This window comes from Variovorax sp. CAN15, from assembly GCF_030462475.1.
Taxonomy (GTDB): domain Bacteria; phylum Pseudomonadota; class Gammaproteobacteria; order Burkholderiales; family Burkholderiaceae_C; genus Variovorax.
In genome coordinates this window covers 1-20,059 of sequence record NZ_JASMRZ010000071.1, presented here as the reverse complement: position 1 = coordinate 20,059, position 20,059 = coordinate 1, and the positions used below count along the sequence as shown (strand labels likewise).

10 protein-coding genes, 2 tRNA genes and 3 rRNA genes are annotated in these 20,059 nt (G+C 62.7%); 5 read left to right on the top strand and 10 right to left on the bottom strand.

Annotated elements, in window-relative coordinates:
* Positions 1-131: 131 nt before the first annotated feature.
* Both recQ and QMO14_RS27160 read left to right on the top strand, forming a co-directional pair.
* On the top strand, positions 132-2,024 hold the full coding sequence (gene recQ / locus QMO14_RS27165) for a DNA helicase RecQ (protein ID WP_301510968.1): 1,893 nt from the start codon (positions 132-134) through the stop codon (positions 2,022-2,024).
* Positions 2,025-2,055: 31 nt separating this feature from the next.
* A complete protein-coding gene (locus QMO14_RS27160; RefSeq protein ID WP_301510967.1) occupies positions 2,056-2,937 on the top strand; it encodes a LysR family transcriptional regulator in 882 nt (293 codons plus the stop codon).
* Positions 2,938-2,950: 13 nt separating this feature from the next.
* Here the strand turns inward: QMO14_RS27160 and QMO14_RS27155 are convergent, their stop codons facing one another.
* From QMO14_RS27155 to QMO14_RS27135, 5 genes are all read right to left on the bottom strand, one after another.
* Positions 2,951-3,943, bottom strand: a complete 993-nt coding sequence (locus QMO14_RS27155) for a tripartite tricarboxylate transporter substrate binding protein (protein ID WP_301510966.1) — start codon at positions 3,941-3,943, stop codon at positions 2,951-2,953.
* Positions 3,933-4,769, bottom strand: coding sequence for an amidohydrolase (locus QMO14_RS27150; protein ID WP_301510965.1), 837 nt, complete (start codon positions 4,767-4,769; stop codon positions 3,933-3,935). The genes QMO14_RS27155 and QMO14_RS27150 overlap by 11 nt, the downstream gene beginning before the upstream one ends.
* A gap of 130 nt (positions 4,770-4,899) precedes the next feature.
* The gene (locus QMO14_RS27145; protein ID WP_301510964.1) at positions 4,900-6,114 is read right to left on the bottom strand and encodes a nucleoside hydrolase; all 1,215 of its coding nucleotides are present in this window, start codon (positions 6,112-6,114) and stop codon (positions 4,900-4,902) included.
* Between the two features lie 195 nt (positions 6,115-6,309).
* Complete coding sequence (locus tag QMO14_RS27140; protein ID WP_301510963.1) at positions 6,310-7,944, bottom strand: S41 family peptidase; 1,635 nt, start codon at positions 7,942-7,944, stop codon at positions 6,310-6,312.
* Between the two features lie 88 nt (positions 7,945-8,032).
* Complete coding sequence (locus QMO14_RS27135; protein ID WP_301510962.1) at positions 8,033-10,357, bottom strand: ATP-binding protein; 2,325 nt, start codon at positions 10,355-10,357, stop codon at positions 8,033-8,035.
* 116 nt (positions 10,358-10,473) lie between these two features.
* Between QMO14_RS27135 and QMO14_RS27130 the strand changes: the two genes are divergently transcribed.
* The 3 genes from QMO14_RS27130 (at position 10,474) to QMO14_RS27120 (ending at position 13,964) form a co-directional block, all read left to right on the top strand.
* Positions 10,474-11,673 (top strand): threonine ammonia-lyase, encoded by a 1,200-nt coding sequence (locus QMO14_RS27130; protein WP_301510961.1) that lies wholly within the window; start codon positions 10,474-10,476, stop codon positions 11,671-11,673.
* Positions 11,674-11,792: 119 nt separating this feature from the next.
* The gene (locus QMO14_RS27125) at positions 11,793-11,945 is read left to right on the top strand and encodes a hypothetical protein (protein ID WP_301510960.1); all 153 of its coding nucleotides are present in this window, start codon (positions 11,793-11,795) and stop codon (positions 11,943-11,945) included.
* A gap of 153 nt (positions 11,946-12,098) precedes the next feature.
* Positions 12,099-13,964 (top strand): phosphoenolpyruvate carboxykinase (GTP), encoded by a 1,866-nt coding sequence (locus tag QMO14_RS27120; protein WP_301510959.1) that lies wholly within the window; start codon positions 12,099-12,101, stop codon positions 13,962-13,964.
* 276 nt (positions 13,965-14,240) lie between these two features.
* On the opposite strand, the gene rrf is transcribed toward QMO14_RS27120, so the two are convergent.
* The 5 genes from rrf to QMO14_RS27095 all read right to left on the bottom strand — a co-directional run bounded on the left by rrf (position 14,241) and on the right by QMO14_RS27095 (position 19,461).
* A 5S ribosomal RNA gene (gene rrf, locus QMO14_RS27115) occupies positions 14,241-14,353 on the bottom strand.
* 125 nt (positions 14,354-14,478) lie between these two features.
* Positions 14,479-17,349, bottom strand: a 23S ribosomal RNA gene (locus QMO14_RS27110).
* A gap of 315 nt (positions 17,350-17,664) precedes the next feature.
* Positions 17,665-17,740: transfer RNA gene (locus tag QMO14_RS27105), tRNA-Ala, on the bottom strand.
* A gap of 30 nt (positions 17,741-17,770) precedes the next feature.
* Positions 17,771-17,847 (bottom strand) — tRNA-Ile (locus QMO14_RS27100).
* Between the two features lie 79 nt (positions 17,848-17,926).
* A 16S ribosomal RNA gene (locus QMO14_RS27095) occupies positions 17,927-19,461 on the bottom strand.
* The 16S, 23S and 5S rRNA genes sit together here with 2 tRNA genes alongside, the layout of an rRNA operon.
* Positions 19,462-20,059: the final 598 nt, after the last annotated feature.

Here is a 20,059-nt window from a genome sequence, read left to right as displayed (position 1 = left end):
TGTCTAGACAGGAAGGACGCAGGACGGCGGCAACCATTGCAAAGCTCGTGCCACAGTCATATCTGCAGCGCTGGGGGACAATCGACGGCCGCCCTCTTCCTCCCGCAATTCGACCTCCCCGACCGCTGCACGTGTCCTCACTCGCCCCCCATCCCATCGACCTCTCTGGCAGCAGCGCTCCCTCCGACATCCTCCACGAGGTCTTCGGCTATGCGCAGTTCCGGGGCGCCCAGCAGGACATCGTCGATCACGTGGTGGACGGCGGCGACGCGCTGGTGCTGATGCCCACGGGCGGCGGCAAGTCGCTGTGCTACCAGATCCCGGCCATCGCCCGGCAGCGCGCGGGCAAGGGCGTGGCGATCGTGGTGTCGCCGCTCATCGCGCTCATGCACGACCAGGTGGGCGCGCTGCACGAGGCGGGCGTGAGCGCGGCCTTCCTCAATTCCACGCTCGACTGGGAACAGACGCAGGACGTGGAGCGCCGCATGCTGCGCGGCGAGATCACGCTGCTGTACGCGGCGCCCGAGCGGGTGAACACGCCGCGCTTCCTGTCGCAGCTCGATTCGCTGAAGGAGCGCGGCAAGCTCTCGCTCTTCGCCATCGACGAGGCGCATTGCGTGAGCCAGTGGGGCCACGACTTCCGCCCCGAGTACCGCGCGCTCACCGTGCTGCACGAGCGCTACGCGGGCGTGCCGCGTATCGCGCTCACCGCCACGGCCGATGCGCTCACGCGGGCCGACATCGTCGAGCGGCTGCAGCTGGAAGATGCGCGCCAGTTCGTCTCCAGCTTCGACCGGCCGAACATCCGCTACACCATCGTCGAGAAGAAAGACGCCACCACGCAGCTGCTGCGCTTCATCGAGCGCGAGCACGAGGGCGACGCGGGCGTGGTCTATTGCCAGTCGCGCAAGCGGGTGGAAGACGTTGCGGTGTCGCTGCGCGACGCGGGCATCAACGCCCTGCCCTACCACGCGGGCCTCGATGCGGCGGTGCGGCAGAAGCACCAGGACCGCTTCCTGCGCGAGGAAGGCATCGTGATGGTGGCCACCATTGCCTTCGGCATGGGCATCGACAAGCCCGACGTGCGTTTTGTCGGCCACCTCGACATGCCGAAGAACATCGAGGGCTACTACCAGGAAACCGGCCGCGCCGGCCGCGACGGCGGCCCGGCCGACGCCTGGATGGCCTACGGCCTGCAGGACGTGGTGAACCAGCGCCGCATGATCGACGAGAGCCCCGCCGGCGAGGAGTTCAAGCAGGTGATGCGCGGCAAGCTCGACGCCCTGCTCTCGCTGGCCGAAGCCAGCGACTGCCGGCGCGTGCGCCTGCTGGGCTACTTCGGCGAGAAGAGCACGCCCTGCGGCAACTGCGACAACTGCCTGAACCCGCCCCAGGTGTGGGACGGCACCGATGCCGCGCGCAAGCTGCTGAGCACCATCTACCGCGTGCAGCAGTTGAGCGGCATCAGCTTCGGCGCGGGGCACATCATGGACATCCTGCGCGGCAAGCCGACCGAGAAGGTCAAGCAGTTCGGGCACGAGCGCATCAGCACCTTCGGCATCGGCGCGGAGTTCAGCGAAGTGGCGCTGCGCGGCGTGCTGCGCCAGCTGATCGCCACCGGCGCGCTGGCGGTGGACGCCGAGGCCTTCAACACGCTGAAGCTCACCGAGGGCTCGCGCGCGGTCCTCAGGGGTGAGACCGGCGTGACACTGCGCGAATCTGTGTCGTCGCCCGCCGAGCGCAAGCCCCGGCGCGAGAAGACCGTCAAGGGCGCACCGCCGCCGGCCGCCGCCAAGCTCGACGAGACGGGCCGTAAGCGCTTCGACGCGCTCAAGGCCTGGCGCGCCGAGGTGGCGAAGGAGCACAACCTGCCGGCCTACGTGATCTTCCACGACGCCACGCTGGCGGCCATCGCCGAGCGGGCGCCCGCCTCGCTGGAGGACCTGCAGGGCATCAGCGGCATCGGCACCAAGAAGCTCGAGGCCTACGGCAGCGAGGTGCTGCGCGTCTGCGAAGCCTTCTGACGGCCTGAAGGACGAGAACAGGGGCGCCGCCGTGGACACCCGCCAGATGCGCTGCGTCGTCGCCATCGCCGAGGCGGGCAGCCTCACCAAGGCGGCCGAGCGGCTGGGCCTGGCGCAGCCGGCGCTCACGCAGACGCTGAACCGGCTCGAGAAGGAGCTCGGCACCCCGCTGTTCACGCGCACGCGCCGCGGCGCCGCGCTCACCGACGCGGGCCTGGCGGTCATCGACGACCTGCGTTCCAGCCTGGCCTACGGAGACACGGCCACCGAGCGCGCCCGCGCCATGGGTGCGGGGCGCGCGGGCCAGCTCACGGTGGGCTTCGTCACGCATGCGGTCTACGAGGTGCTGCCGAACGCGCTGCGCCGGCTGCGCGCCGAGCATCCTCAACTGGACGTGGTGCTGCGCGAGATGAGCAACGCCGAGCAGGTGGCGGCGCTGGAAGGCGGGCGCATCGACATCGCGCTGCTGCATCCGCCGGTGTCGGTCACGGCCCGGGTGCACGAGCTGCGGCTGGGCGAGGAGCCGCTGATCGCCGCGCTGCCCGCCGCATGGCCGCTCGACGAAGACGGCTGCGTGTCGCTCGCCGATGTCGCGCGCCACGGGCTGGTGTGGTTTCCGGAGCAGCAGATTCCCGCCCTGCGCGCGCAGCTGCTGGGCGCGCTGCGACGCGCCGGCCACGAGACGCGCGTGGTGCAGGACGCCAACCGCACGCTGACGGTGCTGGCCTGCGTGGCGGCCGGGCTTGGCTGGTCGCTGCTGCCGCGCTCGGTGCGCGCGCTGCGGCACGAGGGCGTGCGCTACGCCGAGGTGCGCGATGGCGCGGGGCTGCCGGCCTTCGAGCTGTCGGCGCTGTGGCTCGCGCGCTCGCGGCCCACTTTCGCCGACACGTTCGCGGCCATGCTGCGCGGCTGAGGCTGCTGCGGCCTCAATCGAGCTGGATCTTGTTGTCCTTCGCGAGCCGGGTCCACTTGGCGATCTCGGCGCGGCGGAAGCTGTCGAGCTCGGCCGGCGTGGAGCCGATCACCTCGGCGCCCAGGGCTTCGAGCCGGCCGCGCACCTCGGGGTCCTTGAGAGTGGCGGCGAATTCCTTCGACAGGCGCTCCGCCACCGGCGTGGGCGTGCCGGCCGGCACGAACACCGCGTTCCACTCGTAGACCTCGTAGCCCGGCAGGCCGGCCTCGGCCACGGTGGGCAGTTGCGGCAGCGCGGGCGCATGCGCCTTGCCGGTCACGGCCAGCGCGCGCAGCTTGCCGTCCTTGATGAAGGGCATGCTGGAAGCCAGGCTGGCGAAGAACACCGGCACATGCCCCGACATCACGTCGGTGAGCGCCGGGCCGCCGCCCTTGTAGGCCACGTGCGTCATCTGCACGCCCGCCATGGAGGCGAACAGCTCGCCCGCGAGATGCTGGGCGGAGCCATTGCCCGACGAGGCGTAGTTGATGGCGCCCGGCTTCGCCTTGGCCTGCGCGATCAGGTCGGCGACGCTCTTGAACGGCGCCGACGGATTCACCACCAGCACGTTGGGCACCCTCACCAGCAGCGACACCGGCGCGAGCTCGCGCAGCGTGTCGAAGGGCATCTTGCGCAGCGCCGGGTTCTGCGCGTGGTTGGAGGCGTCGAGCAGCACCGTGTAGCCGTCGGGCGCGCTCTTGGCGACGAGGTCGCCGCCGATGGCGCCGCCCGCCCCGCCGCGGTTGTCGATCACCACCGGCTGGCCCAGCTTCGTCGACAGCTTGGGTGCGATGATGCGCGCCACCGCATCGACGGTGCCGCCGGGCGGATAGCTCACGACCAGCCGCACGGGCTTCGACGGCCACGCCTGGGCATGCGCGCCCAGGCTGCCCAGCAGCAGGGCTGCGCCGGCGAGCGCGAGTGGAACAGCGCGCAAAAGGCGCGCACGGGTGATTTCATTGGTCATCGGTGATGTCTCCTGTCTTGAATTTGAAAAGCCGCGCCGGCGTGTCGACCAGGATCCGGCGGCACACGGCGGCGTCGGGCACCCAGCCGGCCAGTGCCGCATGGGCGGTGGTGTAGTCGGCGATCTCGCGGTGCTGGGTGTGAGGCCAGTCGCTGCCCCACATCAGCCGGTCGGGGCCGAAGGCCTTCAGCAGCGCCTGCGCGGCGGCGTGCGCGCAGGCATCGGTGGCCGCCGGCCAGTTGCGGTAGGCGGCCGATAGCTTGACCCAGATGCGCCCGCGGTCCGCGGCGCGCAGCAGCCAGGCGAAGCCTTCATCGTCGGGCGCCGATGCGGGCCGGCCGAAGTGGTCGACGACCAGCGCGCACCCGGCATCCAGCACGGGCCGCGCGGCGAGCGCGAGGTCGCGCGATTCGCGGTGCAGTTCCACATGCCAGCCCAGCGCATTCACGCGGGCGAAGAGCCGCTGCCAGTCTGGCCGGGCGAAATCGGGCAGCGGCATGCCCACGATATTGAGCCGGATGCCGACGATGCCGGCTTCGGCCATCGCCGGCAGCGTGGCGTCGTCCACGAGCGGATCGACCACCGCGACGCCGCGCAGGCGGGCTGGGGCCGCGCGCAGCGCGTCGATCAGGAAGCCGTTGTCGGTGCCGAGGAAGCTGGGCTGCACCAGCACCCCGTGCGAGACGCCGTGCGCGTCGAGCAGCGCGAGGTACTCGGCCAGCGTCGCCTCGTAGTCGGGCGCGTGCCGGCGCGTCGCCGCCAGGGGCAGGCCACGCGCGAACACGTGGGCGTGGCTGTCAATGGCGGTGATGGGGGCGGAAGGCACGGCGTCGTTGTCTCTGTCGGAATCGTTGTGCGTCCGCGGGAAAGCGGACGTGGGCGAGTATCCGAAGGACGGCGCCTGCCGGGAACGGGTCTCCCGGTTGCGTTTGGATAAGCGCGGCTTATGACGCCGCTCAGTTCGACGTCAGGGGCAACAGCACGGGCACAGGCCGCGTGAGCAGGTCGACGTAGAGTTCGAAGAAGCGCGCGTTGTCGAACTTCTTCACCACCGTCATCTTCTGCAGCGTCGGCCCCGAGGGCTGCGAGGAATAGCCGATGGAGCGGCCGTTGTCCGCCGCGCCCGGCCTGGCGATCACGTCGACATAGCGGTCCACCGTCTGCGTGGCGTAGCTCGGGTCGATCAGGTAGGCGAGCGTGAGGGTGTCCCAGATGTTCTGGGTGTAGTTCGGGTTTGTCTCGAAACCGTTCTTGCCGTCGAAGCCATAGCCGTTGAGCTTCTGGAACACGTCGGTCACGGCCGTGGGCTTGGCCGGGTGCGCGATGCGGTCGTAGATGGGCTTGGTGAGGAACACGGTGTCGGTCACGTCCAGCGGCACCACCACCTGCGGGATGGGCAGCCGCACCACGAACTGCGCCGCATCGGGGTCGAACCACCAGTTGAACTCGGCGGCCTTGGTGGTGTTGCCCGGCACGTCGATGGCGCCGCCCATGTAGATGATCTTCTTGATGAGCGGCACGATCTCGGGGTTCTGCTTCACCGCGAGCGCGATGTTGGTGAGCGGGCCGATGGCCAGAATGGTGATCTCGCCGGGGTTGGCCTTCACGGTGTCGACGATGAAGTCGACCGCCGTCTTGCGCTGCAGCACCGTGTGCTTGGCAAAGCCGTCGGGCGAGGGCTTGAGGTCGGCATCGGTCTTGGGCTCGGGGCCGCCCCAGGCGCCGAGGTAGCCGTCGCCACCGGCACCGGCGGCCATCTCCGCCTCGACGTCGGCGAAGGTGTGGTTCAGCGCGTAGTTCGCACCCGAGTAGATGCCGATGCGGTCGCCCACGCCCAGGCGCTCCACCGACATCAGCGCGTCGGCCACGCCCTGCTTCAGCCACTGGTTGCCCGAGACCACGCTGATGCCCATCACCCGCACCTTGCCCTCGGCCTGCAGCTGCGCGGCCATCACGCCGAGCTGACCGTCGTCGCTCATGGTGTTGTAGTCGCTGTCGATGATGATCTTCTGGGGGCCGGCGCCGCCGCCTCCCGATCCACCACCGCCACCGCCACCGCCCCAGCCCGGACCAAGGCCGATGCCCCCGCCCCCGTTGCCGCCGCCTCCGCAGCCCGCCAACACCGTGATGACGGCGATGAACATCGCCCCGATCCATTTGCGCATCTGCATCTCTCTCTCCTGGTACTAGGAATTTGGTTTTCAGGCTCCGGCAAACCGGTCCACCCTCAAATACAAACGTTTGCGCAAACATTTGCGCAAACGTTTTTTCACTCTAAGACGCGAGCAGCGGGAGTGGCAAGCGCCGCTGGCTAGGGGTTTTCCGCGAGCCCGGAGGAGGGCTCGGGCAGGCTTCTCAGCGGGCCTTCAGGCCGGATCGGGCAGGCCGATCAACCGGTTCTCGCGCAGCGGCGAACGGCCCGGGAGGTAGGGCTGCTCCGCTTCAGGCTCGATGCTCTTCTCCAGGCCCTCGATGGCGGGCTTGGTGGAGACCGGGCAGGAGCCCGAGCTGCGCAGCGCGAGTGCGGCGGCGAGCCGCGCCTCGGCCTTGTCGCCCAGCTGGTGGTTGAAGTCGTCGGCCACGGTGCAGCCGGCGTTGGGCGCGAAGCCGTCGCTGTAGTCGCCCTCGCCCCGCTGGTTCGCGCCCTTGAACTGGATCGCGAAGTAGGTGGTGCCGCAGTTGTCCTGCGGATAGAAGCCATAGGGCTTGCCGCAGGTGGTGCCGCCCACGAGGTTGACGGTGACGCCCACGCCGCGCAGGCTGTTGATGACCGACTCGCTCGCCGAGCAGGTGTCGGGACCGGTAAGCACCGTCACGCGCGACAGGCCCAGCGTGGGCAGCGGCTGGCCGCCGCGGCTGGTGCCGGTGAACGGCGTGAGCGTCTGCGCGAGCGTGAGATGGAACGGGTTCTTGTCGTTGAAGACCAGCTGCTCGAAGGTCTTGCCGGCGGTCACCGATGGCGACGAGATCATGTAGGCCAGCCGGCTCGCGATGAGCAGCTGCCCGCCGCCGTTGTAGCGCATGTCGAGCACCAGATCCTGGATGCCGGCGCCCTGCTTGAAGGTGTTGACTGCGTTGATGAGCAGCGCCTCCGACGTGGTGATGTGATCGTTGAACAGCAGGTAGCCCACCCGGCCGCTGCCTGTGTCGATGACCTGCACGTTCTGCACCGGCGTGCTGGTGATCTTCGCCGCCGTCAGCTGCACCGGCGACTGCGCGACGCCATTCACTTCGAAGGTGAAGGTGTGCGATTCGCCGATGGCCTTGGGCGACAGGGCGCCGTTGATCGCGTTGACGTTGGCGGTGCCCGTGCTGCTGACGACGTTGATGCCGTCGATGTCGAGGATCTTCGCGCCGCGCTGCAGGTTCGCATTGGTGGCGGGCGAGCCCGGCTCGACGAAGGCGATGCGGATGTCGCGCGGCGGCGAACTGCGTATCGCAGCCGTCTCCATGCCGTAGCCGGCGGAGACGCCGCCCTGCGTGAGCTGTCGGTACACCTCGGTGTCGTAGGTGAAGTGGAAGCGGTCCTTGGCACGGCCCGAGGGCGTGGTGGCCGTTGTCTTCAGCACGTTGAACCAGGTGATGGGTGTGGCGTAATCGGCGGCCTTGAGGGTGGTCGGCACCTCGCCGTACCAGAGGTAGGTTTCGTCGATCCAGCCGCGCACCCAGCTCTTCTCGTTGTCGAGCGTGCCGCTGCGGTCGGGGTAGGCGCCGCCGGTGTCGGGGTTGATGCCGCTGCGCGGCGACGCGCACAGGCCAGCGACGGTGGCCGAGGCGACGACGCCGCTGCCCGTGCCGTTGCCGCCACCGTCTCCGCCCGCAGGCGGCGGTGTCGTTGCGCCGGGGATCAGGCCGATCGGCAGGCCCCCGCCGCCCCCGCCTCCTCCTCCGCCCCCACAGGCCGACAGCAGGGCTGCCGCCGCGAGCACGGCGCCAGCGGCGGCCCATGCGACAGGACGCGGCAACCGCCGCGCGTCGTCGATCTTGCGAGACTCCAGCATGCGTTCTCCTCCTCGTGCGCGTGTCCGCACCGGCGGACGGATGTTCTCGTTCTGCGCGGCGGCGGCCGACGCCGCCCTCGGGTGGCAGCTACTGCACGAAGCCCATGCCGCGCGATTCGCGAACTTCGGGCTTGATGCGGTGCTCGGCTTCGAGCTGGTCCAGGAACTCGCTCGCGGAGAACTCCGTGGCGAGGATATCGGTCTGCCGTTTCACCGCCGCGAAATCCCCCGGGCACAACTGGGCCAGCGCCGCCAACCGTGAGCGCACCGACGCCGTCATGAGCGCCGCATCGCCGGCGAGCGCCTCGGTGACGAACATGCGCTCGCGCTGCGCCGCGGTGAGCGGCATGAACTTGATCTTGAAGGTGAAGCGCCGCAGCGCCGCCTGGTCGAGCCGGTCGAGCAGGTTGGTGGTGCAGACGAAGATGCCGTTGAAGCGCTCCATGCCCTGCAGCATCTCGTTGACCTCGGTGACCTCGTAGGTGCGCTGCGCGCCCCGGCGGTCCTGCAGGAAGCTGTCGGCCTCGTCGAGCAGCAGCACGGCCTTCTCGGCCTCGGCCTCGCGGAACATGGCGGCCATGTTCTGCTCGGTCTCGCCGACGTACTTGCTCATGAGGTCGCTGGCCTGCTTGACGATGAGCGGGCGTCCGATCGAACCGGCGATGTGCTCGGCCAGCGCCGTTTTGCCGGTGCCCGGTGCGCCGTAGAAGCACAGCGTGCCGTGGCCGCGCGCCTTCAGCGCCTCGACGATGCGCGGTATCTCGAAGCGGGTCTCGACGTTGAGCATGTCGAGGTCGTAGGTGGTGACGCTGCGGCGTTCGCCACGCGAGGCATCGGCGGTACCGAGGGCGAGGTCGGCGTTGCGCAACTGGCGTTCGATGAGCGCTTCCATCGATGCCCCCTCTGCGCCGGCCAGCCCCGCGAAACGCACCGCGGTGCGGATCTGCGCGGGCGTGAGTCCCTTGCGCTCCGCGAGCTTGGCGGTGAACGCCTCGGACACGACCACGCCTTCGAGCGTCTTCTTCACGAGCTGCTCGCGCGCGCCGGGCGGCGGCGACTTGAGCTCGAGGTGGTAGGCGAAGCGCCGGCGGAAGGCCGGATCGATCTGCTCGATGCGGTTGGTGACCCACAGCGTGGGCACGGGGTTGGCCTCGAGGATCTGGTTGACCCAGGCCTTGCCGCTCACGCTGCCGCTGGTGGGCGCGGGAATCTGCTCGGCGCGCGCCATGAACTGCGCGGCCTCGGTGCTGATGGGCGGGAACACGTCCTCGACCTCGTCGAACAGCAGCGCGGCCTGCGCGCTGCCCTTGAGGAACACCTGCGCGATCTGCAGCGAGCGGTAGCGGTCGCGGCCGCTGAGCGAATTGCCGTCGCGGTCCGCGTACTCGACCTCGAAGAGCTCGAGCCCGGCGGCCTGCGCCACGACCTTCGCGAGCTCGGTCTTGCCGGTGCCTGGCGGGCCGTAGAGCAGCACGTTGACACCTGGCTCCTTGCGCGCGACCGCGGCGCGCAGCAGCGTGACCAGCATCTGCACGTCTTCCTGCACGAAGGAGAAGTCCTGCGGCGCCAGCGCGCTCTTGGCCGAGGGGCGCGTGAACACGGCCATCAGCTCGTTGTGGTCGCGGTACTCGCGCATGAGCACCGGCGGCAGCTTCTCGCTGACCTTCATCAGGTCGGCGAGGTCGGTGATGTTGTGCTCCGAGATGAGGTTCTCGACCAGCCCGATGCGCTCAAGCCGCGAGCCGGCGCGCAATGCCTCGCCCACGTCGCTGGCGTTCACGCCCGCGATGTCTGCAATGGCGGCGTAGGCCTCGGGCGCGTTGTTGACCTTGAACTCGACCAGCAGCGAGCGCAGGTCGCGCTGGTAGCGCGCGAGCGTGCCGTACAACAGCAGCGCGCGCTCGGCCTTGTTGAGTTGCAGCAGGCCCGCGAGGGCGTCGATGTTCTTCTCGACCAGCGTCGATTGCTTGCGCAGCGCGTGCGTGAGCCAGTCGCGCGTGACGGCCAGCACCGAAAGCAAGTCCTTCGGCTGGTCCTTGGCGTATTCGTCGAGATAGAAGAAGAGCGTGCCTTCCTCGTACGGGCCGCGCCACACGCCGTGGCGCTCCAGCAGCGTGCGGCCGTCGAAGTCTTCGACGCCCTTCCAGGCTTCGTTGCCGGCGCAGCGCCGGCCGAGGAATTCACGCAGCCGTTGCAGCACCGCGGCGGGCCACACGAGATGGCGGCCAGTCAGCGAGAGCAGTCCGTTGATGTCGCGCCGCACGTTGAAGCGCGGCCCCTGCTTGGCTGCCAGCGTGAGCACGAAGTGCGAGCACATGAGCTCGAGCACCGGTGCTTCCTTGAGTCCGGGCGACGGCAATGCCTGCCCGCGTACCGCAGCAGCCACTACATCGACACCCGCACGCTTGACCATCAGGCAACCTCCAACGAGGACAATTTCGGACAGACCATAACGCAGACTTTTGGCTTCGGGAAGACCGTGAAACGGGAAAAACCCTGATGGGTGCGATTCCAGCCACAATGCGCGCCATGGTCGGAATCCAGGAAATCGAACGCGCCGCGGTGCGGCTCCAGGGGCAGGTGCTCAATACGCCATGCGTCGAGTCACGCACCCTTTCGGAAATCGTCGGCGCCCAGGTGTTCCTGAAATTCGAGAACCTGCAGTTCACATCCTCGTTCAAGGAGCGGGGGGCGTGCAACAAGCTGGTCGATCTTTCGCAAAACGGTACACGCGGAGTGATCGCCATGTCTGCCGGCAACCATGCGCAGGGTGTGGCCTATCACGCTCAGCGCCTCGGGCTGCGGGCGCTGATCGTGATGCCTMGCTTCACGCCCGGCGTGAAGATCGAACGCACACGCGGCTTCGGGGCCGAGGTGGTGCTGCACGGCGACACGCTGGAAGCGGCGCGCACCCATGCCTTCGAGCTTGCGCAGCGCGAAGGGCTGACCTTCGTGCACCCTTATGACGACGAGGCGATCATCGCCGGCCAGGGCACCGTGGCGCTGGAGATGCTCGACACCGTGCCTGATCTCGACGCCCTGGTGGTGTCGGTGGGCGGCGGCGGGCTGATCGCCGGCATGGCGGTCGCGGCGCGCGAGCGCAAGCCGGGCATCGAGATCGTCGGCGTGCAGACCACGCGCTTTCCGGCAATGGTCAACGCGGTAAAGGGCACGCACCATGCACAGGGCACGAGCACGATCGCCGAGGGCATCGCGGTCGGTACGCCCGGCGTGCTGACGCAGCAGATCATCGCGAGCAAGGTCGATGACCTGCTTCTGGTGGACGAAGGCGACATCGAGCAAGGCGTGCTGATGCTGCTCGAGATCGAGAAAACCCTGGTCGAGGGTGCGGGCGCCGCCGGGCTGGCGGCGCTGATCCGGCATCCGGAGCGCTTCAGGGGCAAGCGCGTGGGGCTGGTGCTGTCGGGCGGCAACATCGATCCTCTGCTGCTGGCCGCCATCATCGAGCGCGGCATGGTGCGGGCCGGCCGGCTGGCGCGCATCAGGGTGAGCGCGCGCGACGTGCCGGGTTCGCTGGCCCATATCACGGCCACTGTGGCCGAAGCGGGCGCCAACGTCGACGAGGTCCACCACCAGCGCGCCTTCACCATGCTGGCGGCGCAGAACGTCGATGTCGAGCTGGTCCTGCAGACCCGCGGGCGGGCCCACCTGGCGAGCGTGCTGGCCGCGCTGAAGGACGCCGGCTTCGAGGCCGAAGAGCAGCATTGAGCTGCAAGATCAAGCCCGGAAGGCCCCATTCGGGGGCTCGCATCCCCCTAGAGCGCCTCCGGACGGCCCGCCGGTAAAATGCCAGCAGTTTGTCAATTGCGTATTCGAGGAATTTCCCGATGTCCAATCCCACCCCCGTCGAGCCGAGCCACAGCGCGGCCGTCGAACAAGACGCTGTCGAGTCGGTCGTTCACCTGATGCCGCTCGTGCTCCCGCTGGCTGGCGGCGTGCTGATGCTGCTGCTGGCATCCATCGCCGTCTTCATGGCCTGACGCTGACAGGCGTTAGCGCCTTTGTCCGCGGGCGGTGCGGCCCGCGCAGACGCAATCTCCAGAAGCGAAACGTTTTCTCAAACGGACCTCCGTGCCTGAGCCGGCACGGCGTCCCGTTCGGAAAGACGATTTTTCAACTTAGGAGATTTTCCGATGAACGCACCCACGATGAAGGGCCTCACCATTCAGGCGCCCTCATACGTCAAGAACGCAAAGCTGATTGCCTGGGTGGCCGACATGGCCGCGCTGTGCAAACCCGAAGCCATCCATTGGTGCGACGGAAGCAAGGAAGAGTACGACCGCCTCTGCCAGCAGCTGGTCGACGCAGGTACCTTCAAGAAGCTCAACCCCGTCAAGCGCCCCAACTCCTTCCTCGCGGTGTCCGACCCGAGCGACGTCGCGCGCGTCGAAGACCGCACCTACATCTGCTCCGAGCAGAAGGAAAACGCCGGCCCCACCAACAACTGGATGGCCCCGGCCGAAATGCGCGCGACCCTACAGCCGCTGTTCGATGGCTGCATGAAGGGCCGCACGATGTACGTCGTGCCGTTCAGCATGGGCCCGCTGGGTTCGCCGATCGCGCACATCGGCATCGAGCTGTCCGACTCGCCGTACGTGGCGGTCAACATGCGCATCATGACGCGCATGGGCAAGGCCGTTTACGACGTGCTGGGCACCGACGGCGAGTTCGTGCCCTGCGTGCATACCGTGGGCGCGCCGCTCGAGCCTGGTCAGAAGGACGTCGTCTGGCCGTGCAACAAGACCAAATACATCGTTCACTACCCTGAGACGCGCGAGATCTGGAGCTATGGCTCGGGCTACGGCGGCAATGCGCTGCTGGGCAAGAAGTGCTTCGCGCTGCGCATCGCCTCCAACATGGGCCGCGACGAAGGCTGGCTGGCCGAGCACATGCTCATCCTGGGCGTGACGAGCCCTGAAGGCAAGAAGTACCACGTGGCGGCGGCTTTCCCTAGCGCCTGCGGCAAGACCAACTTCTCGATGCTGGTGCCGCCGGCAGGTTTCGAAGGCTGGAAGGTCACGACCATCGGCGACGACATCGCCTGGATCAAGCCCGGCAAGGATGGCCGCCTGTACGCGATCAATCCCGAAGCAGGTTACTTCGGCGTTGCGCCCGGCACCAACATGCTGACCAATCCGAACTGCATGGACAGCCTGCACCACGACGTGATCTTCACGAACGTGGCGCTGACCGACGACGGCGACGTGTGGTGGGAAGGCATGGAGCAGGACACCAAGACGCTGCCCGAGCACCTGACCGACTGGCAGGGCAAGGACTGGACGCCGCAGATCGCGAAGGAAACCGGAGCGAAGGCCGCGCATCCGAATTCGCGCTTTACCGTGGCTGCAACGAACAATCCGGCGCTGGACGATGCTTGGGACGATCCGAAGGGTGTGGCGATCGACGCATTCATCTTCGGCGGTCGCCGTTCGACCACCGTGCCGCTGGTGACCGAGGCTCGCAACTGGGTCGAAGGTGTCTACATGGCCGCGACCATGGGTTCGGAGACCACCGCAGCAGCGGCTGGCCAGCAAGGCGTGGTGCGCCGCGACCCGTTCGCGATGCTGCCTTTCATGGGCTACAACATGAGCGACTACTTCCAGCATTGGCTCAATCTGGGCAAGAAGCTGGAAGCTGCCGGAGCCAAGCTGCCGAAGATCTACACGACCAACTGGTTCCGCAAGGGTGCCGATGGCAAGTTCGTCTGGCCAGGCTATGGCGAGAACATGCGCGTGCTGAAGTGGATGATCGATCGTGTCGAAGGCAACAAGACCGAAGGCGTGGATCACATCACCGGCGTGAGCCCCCGTTATGAGGATCTGAACTGGACTGGCTTGAACTTCAGTGCCGAGCAGTTCGCTACGGTGACGAGCATCGACAAGGCTGCATGGGAGGCCGAATTGAAGCTGCATGCAGAGCTGTTCAAGCAGCTTGAGCACCATCTGCCGAAGGAGCTGCCGGAGACGAAGGCTGCGATTGAGCAGCGTCTGGCTGCCTGATAGCAGGCTGCTTCAAAAGCAAAAAGCCCGATGGGATTTCCATCGGGCTTTTTTTATTTCTGCGCGCTCCTCGATCAAGTAGCACGAACTATCGAATCGATTGAATACGGAGTCATTGCGGGTAATGGCGAGAATAGTTCAGTTCTCGCAATCGTTACCTGACCGTCTATTTCCATTTCTTTGCGGGCGCGGCTTTTCTTATTTATTAATTGATTTGCGTCACACAAAGCAAAAACCCCCGATCGATGTGGACCGGGGGTTTTTGTGGCTGTAAGAGCCTGACGATGACCTACTTTCACACGGGAACCCGCACTATCATCGGCGCTGAGTCGTTTCACTGTCCTGTTCGGGATGGGAAGGAGTGGGACCAACTCGCTATGGTCATCAGGCATAAAGGGTTGTCTGACTGATCACGCGATCAATCAAACGAATTCATAGAGTTTGGAATCAGTTTTCGAATTGTTTTGAATGCGTCAACTTGGCATAACACCTTGATCTGACTGATCAAAGTTATAGGGTCAAGCCGCACGAGCAATTAGTATCAGTTAGCTTAACGCATTACTGCGCTTCCACACCTGACCTATCAACGTCCTGGTCTTGAACGACTCTTCAGGGGGCTCAAGGCCCCGGCAGATCTCATCTTGAAACGAGTTTCCCGCTTAGATGCTTTCAGCGGTTATCTCTTCCACACTTAGCTACTCGGCAATGCCACTGGCGTGACAACCGATACACCAGAGGTGTGTCCACTCCGGTCCTCTCGTACTAGGAGCAGGCTTCCTCAAATCTGCAGCGCCCACGGAAGATAGGGACCAAACTGTCTCACGACGTTTTAAACCCAGCTCACGTACCTCTTTAAATGGCGAACAGCCATACCCTTGGGACCGGCTACAGCCCCAGGATGAGATGAGCCGACATCGAGGTGCCAAACACCGCCGTCGATATGAACTCTTGGGCGGTATCAGCCTGTTATCCCCAGAGTACCTTTTATCCGTTGAGCGATGGCCCTTCCATACAGAACCACCGGATCACTATGTCCTGCTTTCGCATCTGCTCGACTTGTCAGTCTCGCAGTTAAGCACGCTTATGCCATTGCACTATCGTCACGATGTCCGACCGTAACTAGCGTACCTTCGAACTCCTCCGTTACGCTTTGGGAGGAGACCGCCCCAGTCAAACTGCCTACCATGCACTGTCCCCGATCCAGATAATGGACCTAGGTTAGAACCTCAAACACACCAGGGTGGTATTTCAACGTTGGCTCCACAAGATCTAGCGACCCTGCTTCAAAGCCTCCCACCTATCCTACACAGATCTGTTCAAAGTCCAATACAAAGCTACAGTAAAGGTTCATGGGGTCTTTCCGTCTTTCCGCGGGGAGATTGCATCATCACAAACATTTCAACTTCGCTGAGTCTCAGGAGGAGACAGTGTGGCCATCGTTACGCCATTCGTGCAGGTCGGAACTTACCCGACAAGGAATTTCGCTACCTTAGGACCGTTATAGTTACGGCCGCCGTTTACTGGGACTTCAATCAAGAGCTTGCACCCCATCATTTAATCTTCCAGCACCGGGCAGGCGTCACACCCTATACGTCCACTTTCGTGTTTGCAGAGTGCTGTGTTTTTAATAAACAGTCGCAGCCACCGATTTTTTGCAACCCGTTCATGCTCCGCTGTTCGCTTCACACTAATAGGGCACACCTTCTTCCGAAGTTACGGTGTCAATTTGCCGAGTTCCTTCTCCTGAGTTCTCTCAAGCGCCTTAGAATACTCATCTCGCGCACCAGTGTCGGTTTGCGGTACGGTCGTTGTTAGCTGAAGCTTAGTGGCTTTTCCTGGAACCTCGTTCAATCACTTCACCAGCAAGCTGGCTCGATCGATGGCCTCGGTATATGTGCACCGGATTTGCCTAATGCACGCCTACTTCCATCTAAACCGGGATATCCAACACCCGGATGACCTATTAAGATCCGTCCCCACATCGCACTAACAATCGGTACAGGAATATTGACCTGTTTCCCATCAGCTACGCATCTCTGCCTCGCCTTAGGGGCCGACTCACTCTACGCCGATGAACGTTGCGTAGAAAACCTTGCGCTTACGGCGAGGGGGCTTTTCACCCCCTTTAACGCTACTCATGTCAGCATTCGCACTTCTGATACCTCCAGCACGCTTTACAACGCACCTTCACAGGCTTACAGAACGCTCTCCTACCACTTGCAATAAATTGCAAATCCGCAGCTTCGGTAACTGGCTTAGCCCCGTTACATCTTCCGCGCAGGACGACTCGATCAGTGAGCTATTACGCTTTCTTTAAATGATGGCTGCTTCTAAGCCAACATCCTGACTGTTTTAGCCTTCCCACTTCGTTTCCCACTTAGCCAATTTTAGGGACCTTAGCTGGCGGTCTGGGTTGTTTCCCTCTTGAGTCCGGACGTTAGCACCCGGTGCTCTGTCTCCCAAGCTGTACTCTTCGGTATTCGGAGTTTGCCTTGGTTTGGTAAGTCGCCATGACCCCCTAGCCAAAACAGTGCTCTACCCCCGAAGGTAATACTTGAGGCACTACCTAAATAGTTTTCGGAGAGAACCAGCTATTTCCAAGTTTGTTTAGCCTTTCACCCCTATCCACAGCTCATCCGCTAGTTTTGCAACACTAGTCGGTTCGGACCTCCAGTACCTGTTACGGCACCTTCATCCTGGCCATGGATAGATCACTTGGTTTCGGGTCTACACCCAGCGACTGATCGCCCTATTCGGACTCGATTTCTCTACGGCTTCCCTATTCGGTTAACCTTGCCACTGAATGTAAGTCGCTGACCCATTATACAAAAGGTACGCAGTCACCCTTGCGGGCTCCTACTTTTTGTAAGCACGCGGTTTCAGGATCTATTTCACTCCCCTCCCGGGGTTCTTTTCGCCTTTCCCTCACGGTACTAGTTCACTATCGGTCAATGATGAGTATTTAGCCTTGGAGGATGGTCCCCCCATATTCAGACAGGATTTCTCGTGTCCCGCCCTACTTGTCGTTAGCTCAGTACCACACAGGTCATTTCACGTACGGGGCTATCACCCGCTATGGCCAGCCTTTCCAAGCTGTTCCGTTATGTCTTGTGCTATCACTAACAGGCTTCTCCGATTTCGCTCGCCACTACTTTCGGAATCTCGGTTGATGTCTTTTCCTCGAGCTACTGAGATGTTTCAGTTCACCCGGTTCGCCTCGTTACCCTATGTATTCAGATAACGATACCTTTCGGTGGGTTTCCCCATTCGGAAATCTCCGGATCAAAGCTAATTTGCCAGCTCCCCGAAGCTTATCGCAGGCTATCACGTCCTTCGTCGCCTATCATTGCCAAGGCATCCACCACGTGCTCTTATTCACTTGACCCTATAACTTTGACGTTTCCTCACGGAAACCAAAGTCAATCAAGGAATTGCCAGGTCTTTCACCTGGCGCGTTATGCCGTCTTCAAATCGATTTGACTCGAAATTGAAGTTTCTTTTGACGCAATCAAAAATTCTATGTTGCTGATGGCACGGTCTGCACTAAACCTTTACGAATGTGCAGTTTCCATCAACAACGCTGATTCGACTCTATGAATTTTTAAAGAACAGCCGATTGATCAAGAGATCCTGATCAACAACAAAGAAGCCTCATGCTTTCGCAGGAAGCTGCTTTGGTGTTGAATAAGCATCGAGTTGTTGGTGGAGGATGACGGGATCGAACCGACGACCCCCTGCTTGCAAAGCAGGTGCTCTCCCAGCTGAGCTAATCCCCCTCAAACTCTCACACGAGATATCAGAAGATTTGGTGGGTCTAGTTGGGCTCGAACCAACGACCCCCGCCTTATCAAGACGGTGCTCTAACCAGCTGAGCTACAGACCCATATCGATGATCTTGACGATCTCGACTTCTTCCAACAACCGATAAGTGTGGGCGTTTAAATTAAATTGCCTGTTTCCAGAAAGGAGGTGATCCAGCCGCACCTTCCGATACGGCTACCTTGTTACGACTTCACCCCAGTCACGAACCCTGCCGTGGTAATCGCCCTCCTTGCGGTTAAGCTAACTACTTCTGGCAGAACCCGCTCCCATGGTGTGACGGGCGGTGTGTACAAGACCCGGGAACGTATTCACCGTGACATTCTGATCCACGATTACTAGCGATTCCGACTTCACGCAGTCGAGTTGCAGACTGCGATCCGGACTACGACTGGTTTTATGGGATTAGCTCCCCCTCGCGGGTTGGCAACCCTTTGTACCAGCCATTGTATGACGTGTGTAGCCCCACCTATAAGGGCCATGAGGACTTGACGTCATCCCCACCTTCCTCCGGTTTGTCACCGGCAGTCTCATTAGAGTGCCCAACTGAATGTAGCAACTAATGACAAGGGTTGCGCTCGTTGCGGGACTTAACCCAACATCTCACGACACGAGCTGACGACAGCCATGCAGCACCTGTGTTACGGCTCTCTTTCGAGCACTAAGCCATCTCTGGCGAATTCCGTACATGTCAAAGGTGGGTAAGGTTTTTCGCGTTGCATCGAATTAAACCACATCATCCACCGCTTGTGCGGGTCCCCGTCAATTCCTTTGAGTTTCAACCTTGCGGCCGTACTCCCCAGGCGGTCAACTTCACGCGTTAGCTTCGTTACTGAGTCAGTGAAGACCCAACAACCAGTTGACATCGTTTAGGGCGTGGACTACCAGGGTATCTAATCCTGTTTGCTCCCCACGCTTTCGTGCMTSAGCGTCAGTACAGGCCCAGGGGATTGCCTTCGCCATCGGTGTTCCTCCGCATATCTACGCATTTCACTGCTACACGCGGAATTCCATCCCCCTCTGCCGTACTCCAGCGATGCAGTCACAGATGCAGTTCCCAGGTTGAGCCCGGGGATTTCACAACTGTCTTACATCACCGCCTGCGCACGCTTTACGCCCAGTAATTCCGAWYAACGCTTGCACCCTACGTATTACCGCGGCTGCTGGCACGTAGTTAGCCGGTGCTTATTCTTACGGTACCGTCATTAGCCCTCTTTATTAGAAAAGGCCGTTTCGTTCCGTACAAAAGCAGTTTACAACCCGAAGGCCTTCATCCTGCACGCGGCATGGCTGGATCAGGCTTGCGCCCATTGTCCAAAATTCCCCACTGCTGCCTCCCGTAGGAGTCTGGGCCGTGTCTCAGTCCCAGTGTGGCTGGTCGTCCTCTCAGACCAGCTACAGATCGAAGGCTTGGTGAGCCTTTACCTCACCAACTACCTAATCTGCCATCGGCCGCTCCATTCGCGCAAGGTCTTGCGATCCCCTGCTTTCATCCGTAGATCGTATGCGGTATTAGCACAGCTTTCGCTGCGTTATCCCCCACGATTGGGCACGTTCCGATGTATTACTCACCCGTTCGCCACTCGCCGCCAGGATTGCTCCCGCGCTGCCGTTCGACTTGCATGTGTAAGGCATGCCGCCAGCGTTCAATCTGAGCCAGGATCAAACTCTATAGTTCGATCTTGATTTTTGCGCCCCATCTCGCGATGGAGCAAAACTCACAAAAACGGAATTGAAGTGAACTTCACTTCTATTCTCATGAGCGTTTTAAGTCTTGCGACTTGTTCCGAAGAACTTGTGCAATTACCTTCAAACGCCCACGCTTATCGGCTGTAATTTTTTAACGATCACCGAAGCAACTTGTCGTTTACTTCGTTTGCTCACTGCGATCAGCGAAGCCTTGTAGTCTAGCACGATTTTTAAAGAATCGCCAAACTTTTTTCGCTTTCCATTTCTTCGTTTTTCGCAGCTCACAACTTTCATTGTCAGCCGCCGAAGTCATTTCGGCGAAGCCTTGTAGTCTAGCACGATTTTTTCAAATCAACCAAACTATTTTGGCTTTCACATCCACCAACTTCTTTCGCAACCCGCAACTCTCATCGCAAGCCACTGAAGCAGTTCGTTTCAGCGAAGCCTTCGATTATGCACCGTTTTTTAAGAACCGGTCAACTTTCGAAGACTTTTTCTTCACCACCACAACCAGAACCCCAAAGAGACCGGCCGCTTCAACAACCAAACGGCTGTCAGTAGCGAAGCCCACGAGTATATGACAGATT

Coding starts and splice junctions, on each gene's coding strand:
- QMO14_RS27155 (WP_301510966.1), bottom strand. CDS start 3,943: ATGACCAATGAAATCACCCGTGCGCGCCTTTTGCGCGCTGTTCCACTC.
- QMO14_RS27145 (WP_301510964.1), bottom strand. CDS start 6,114: ATGCAGATGCGCAAATGGATCGGGGCGATGTTCATCGCCGTCATCACG.
- QMO14_RS27140 (WP_301510963.1), bottom strand. CDS start 7,944: ATGCTGGAGTCTCGCAAGATCGACGACGCGCGGCGGTTGCCGCGTCCT.
- QMO14_RS27135 (WP_301510962.1), bottom strand. CDS start 10,357: ATGGTCAAGCGTGCGGGTGTCGATGTAGTGGCTGCTGCGGTACGCGGG.
- QMO14_RS27125 (WP_301510960.1), top strand. CDS start 11,793: ATGTCCAATCCCACCCCCGTCGAGCCGAGCCACAGCGCGGCCGTCGAA.
- QMO14_RS27120 (WP_301510959.1), top strand. CDS start 12,099: ATGAACGCACCCACGATGAAGGGCCTCACCATTCAGGCGCCCTCATAC.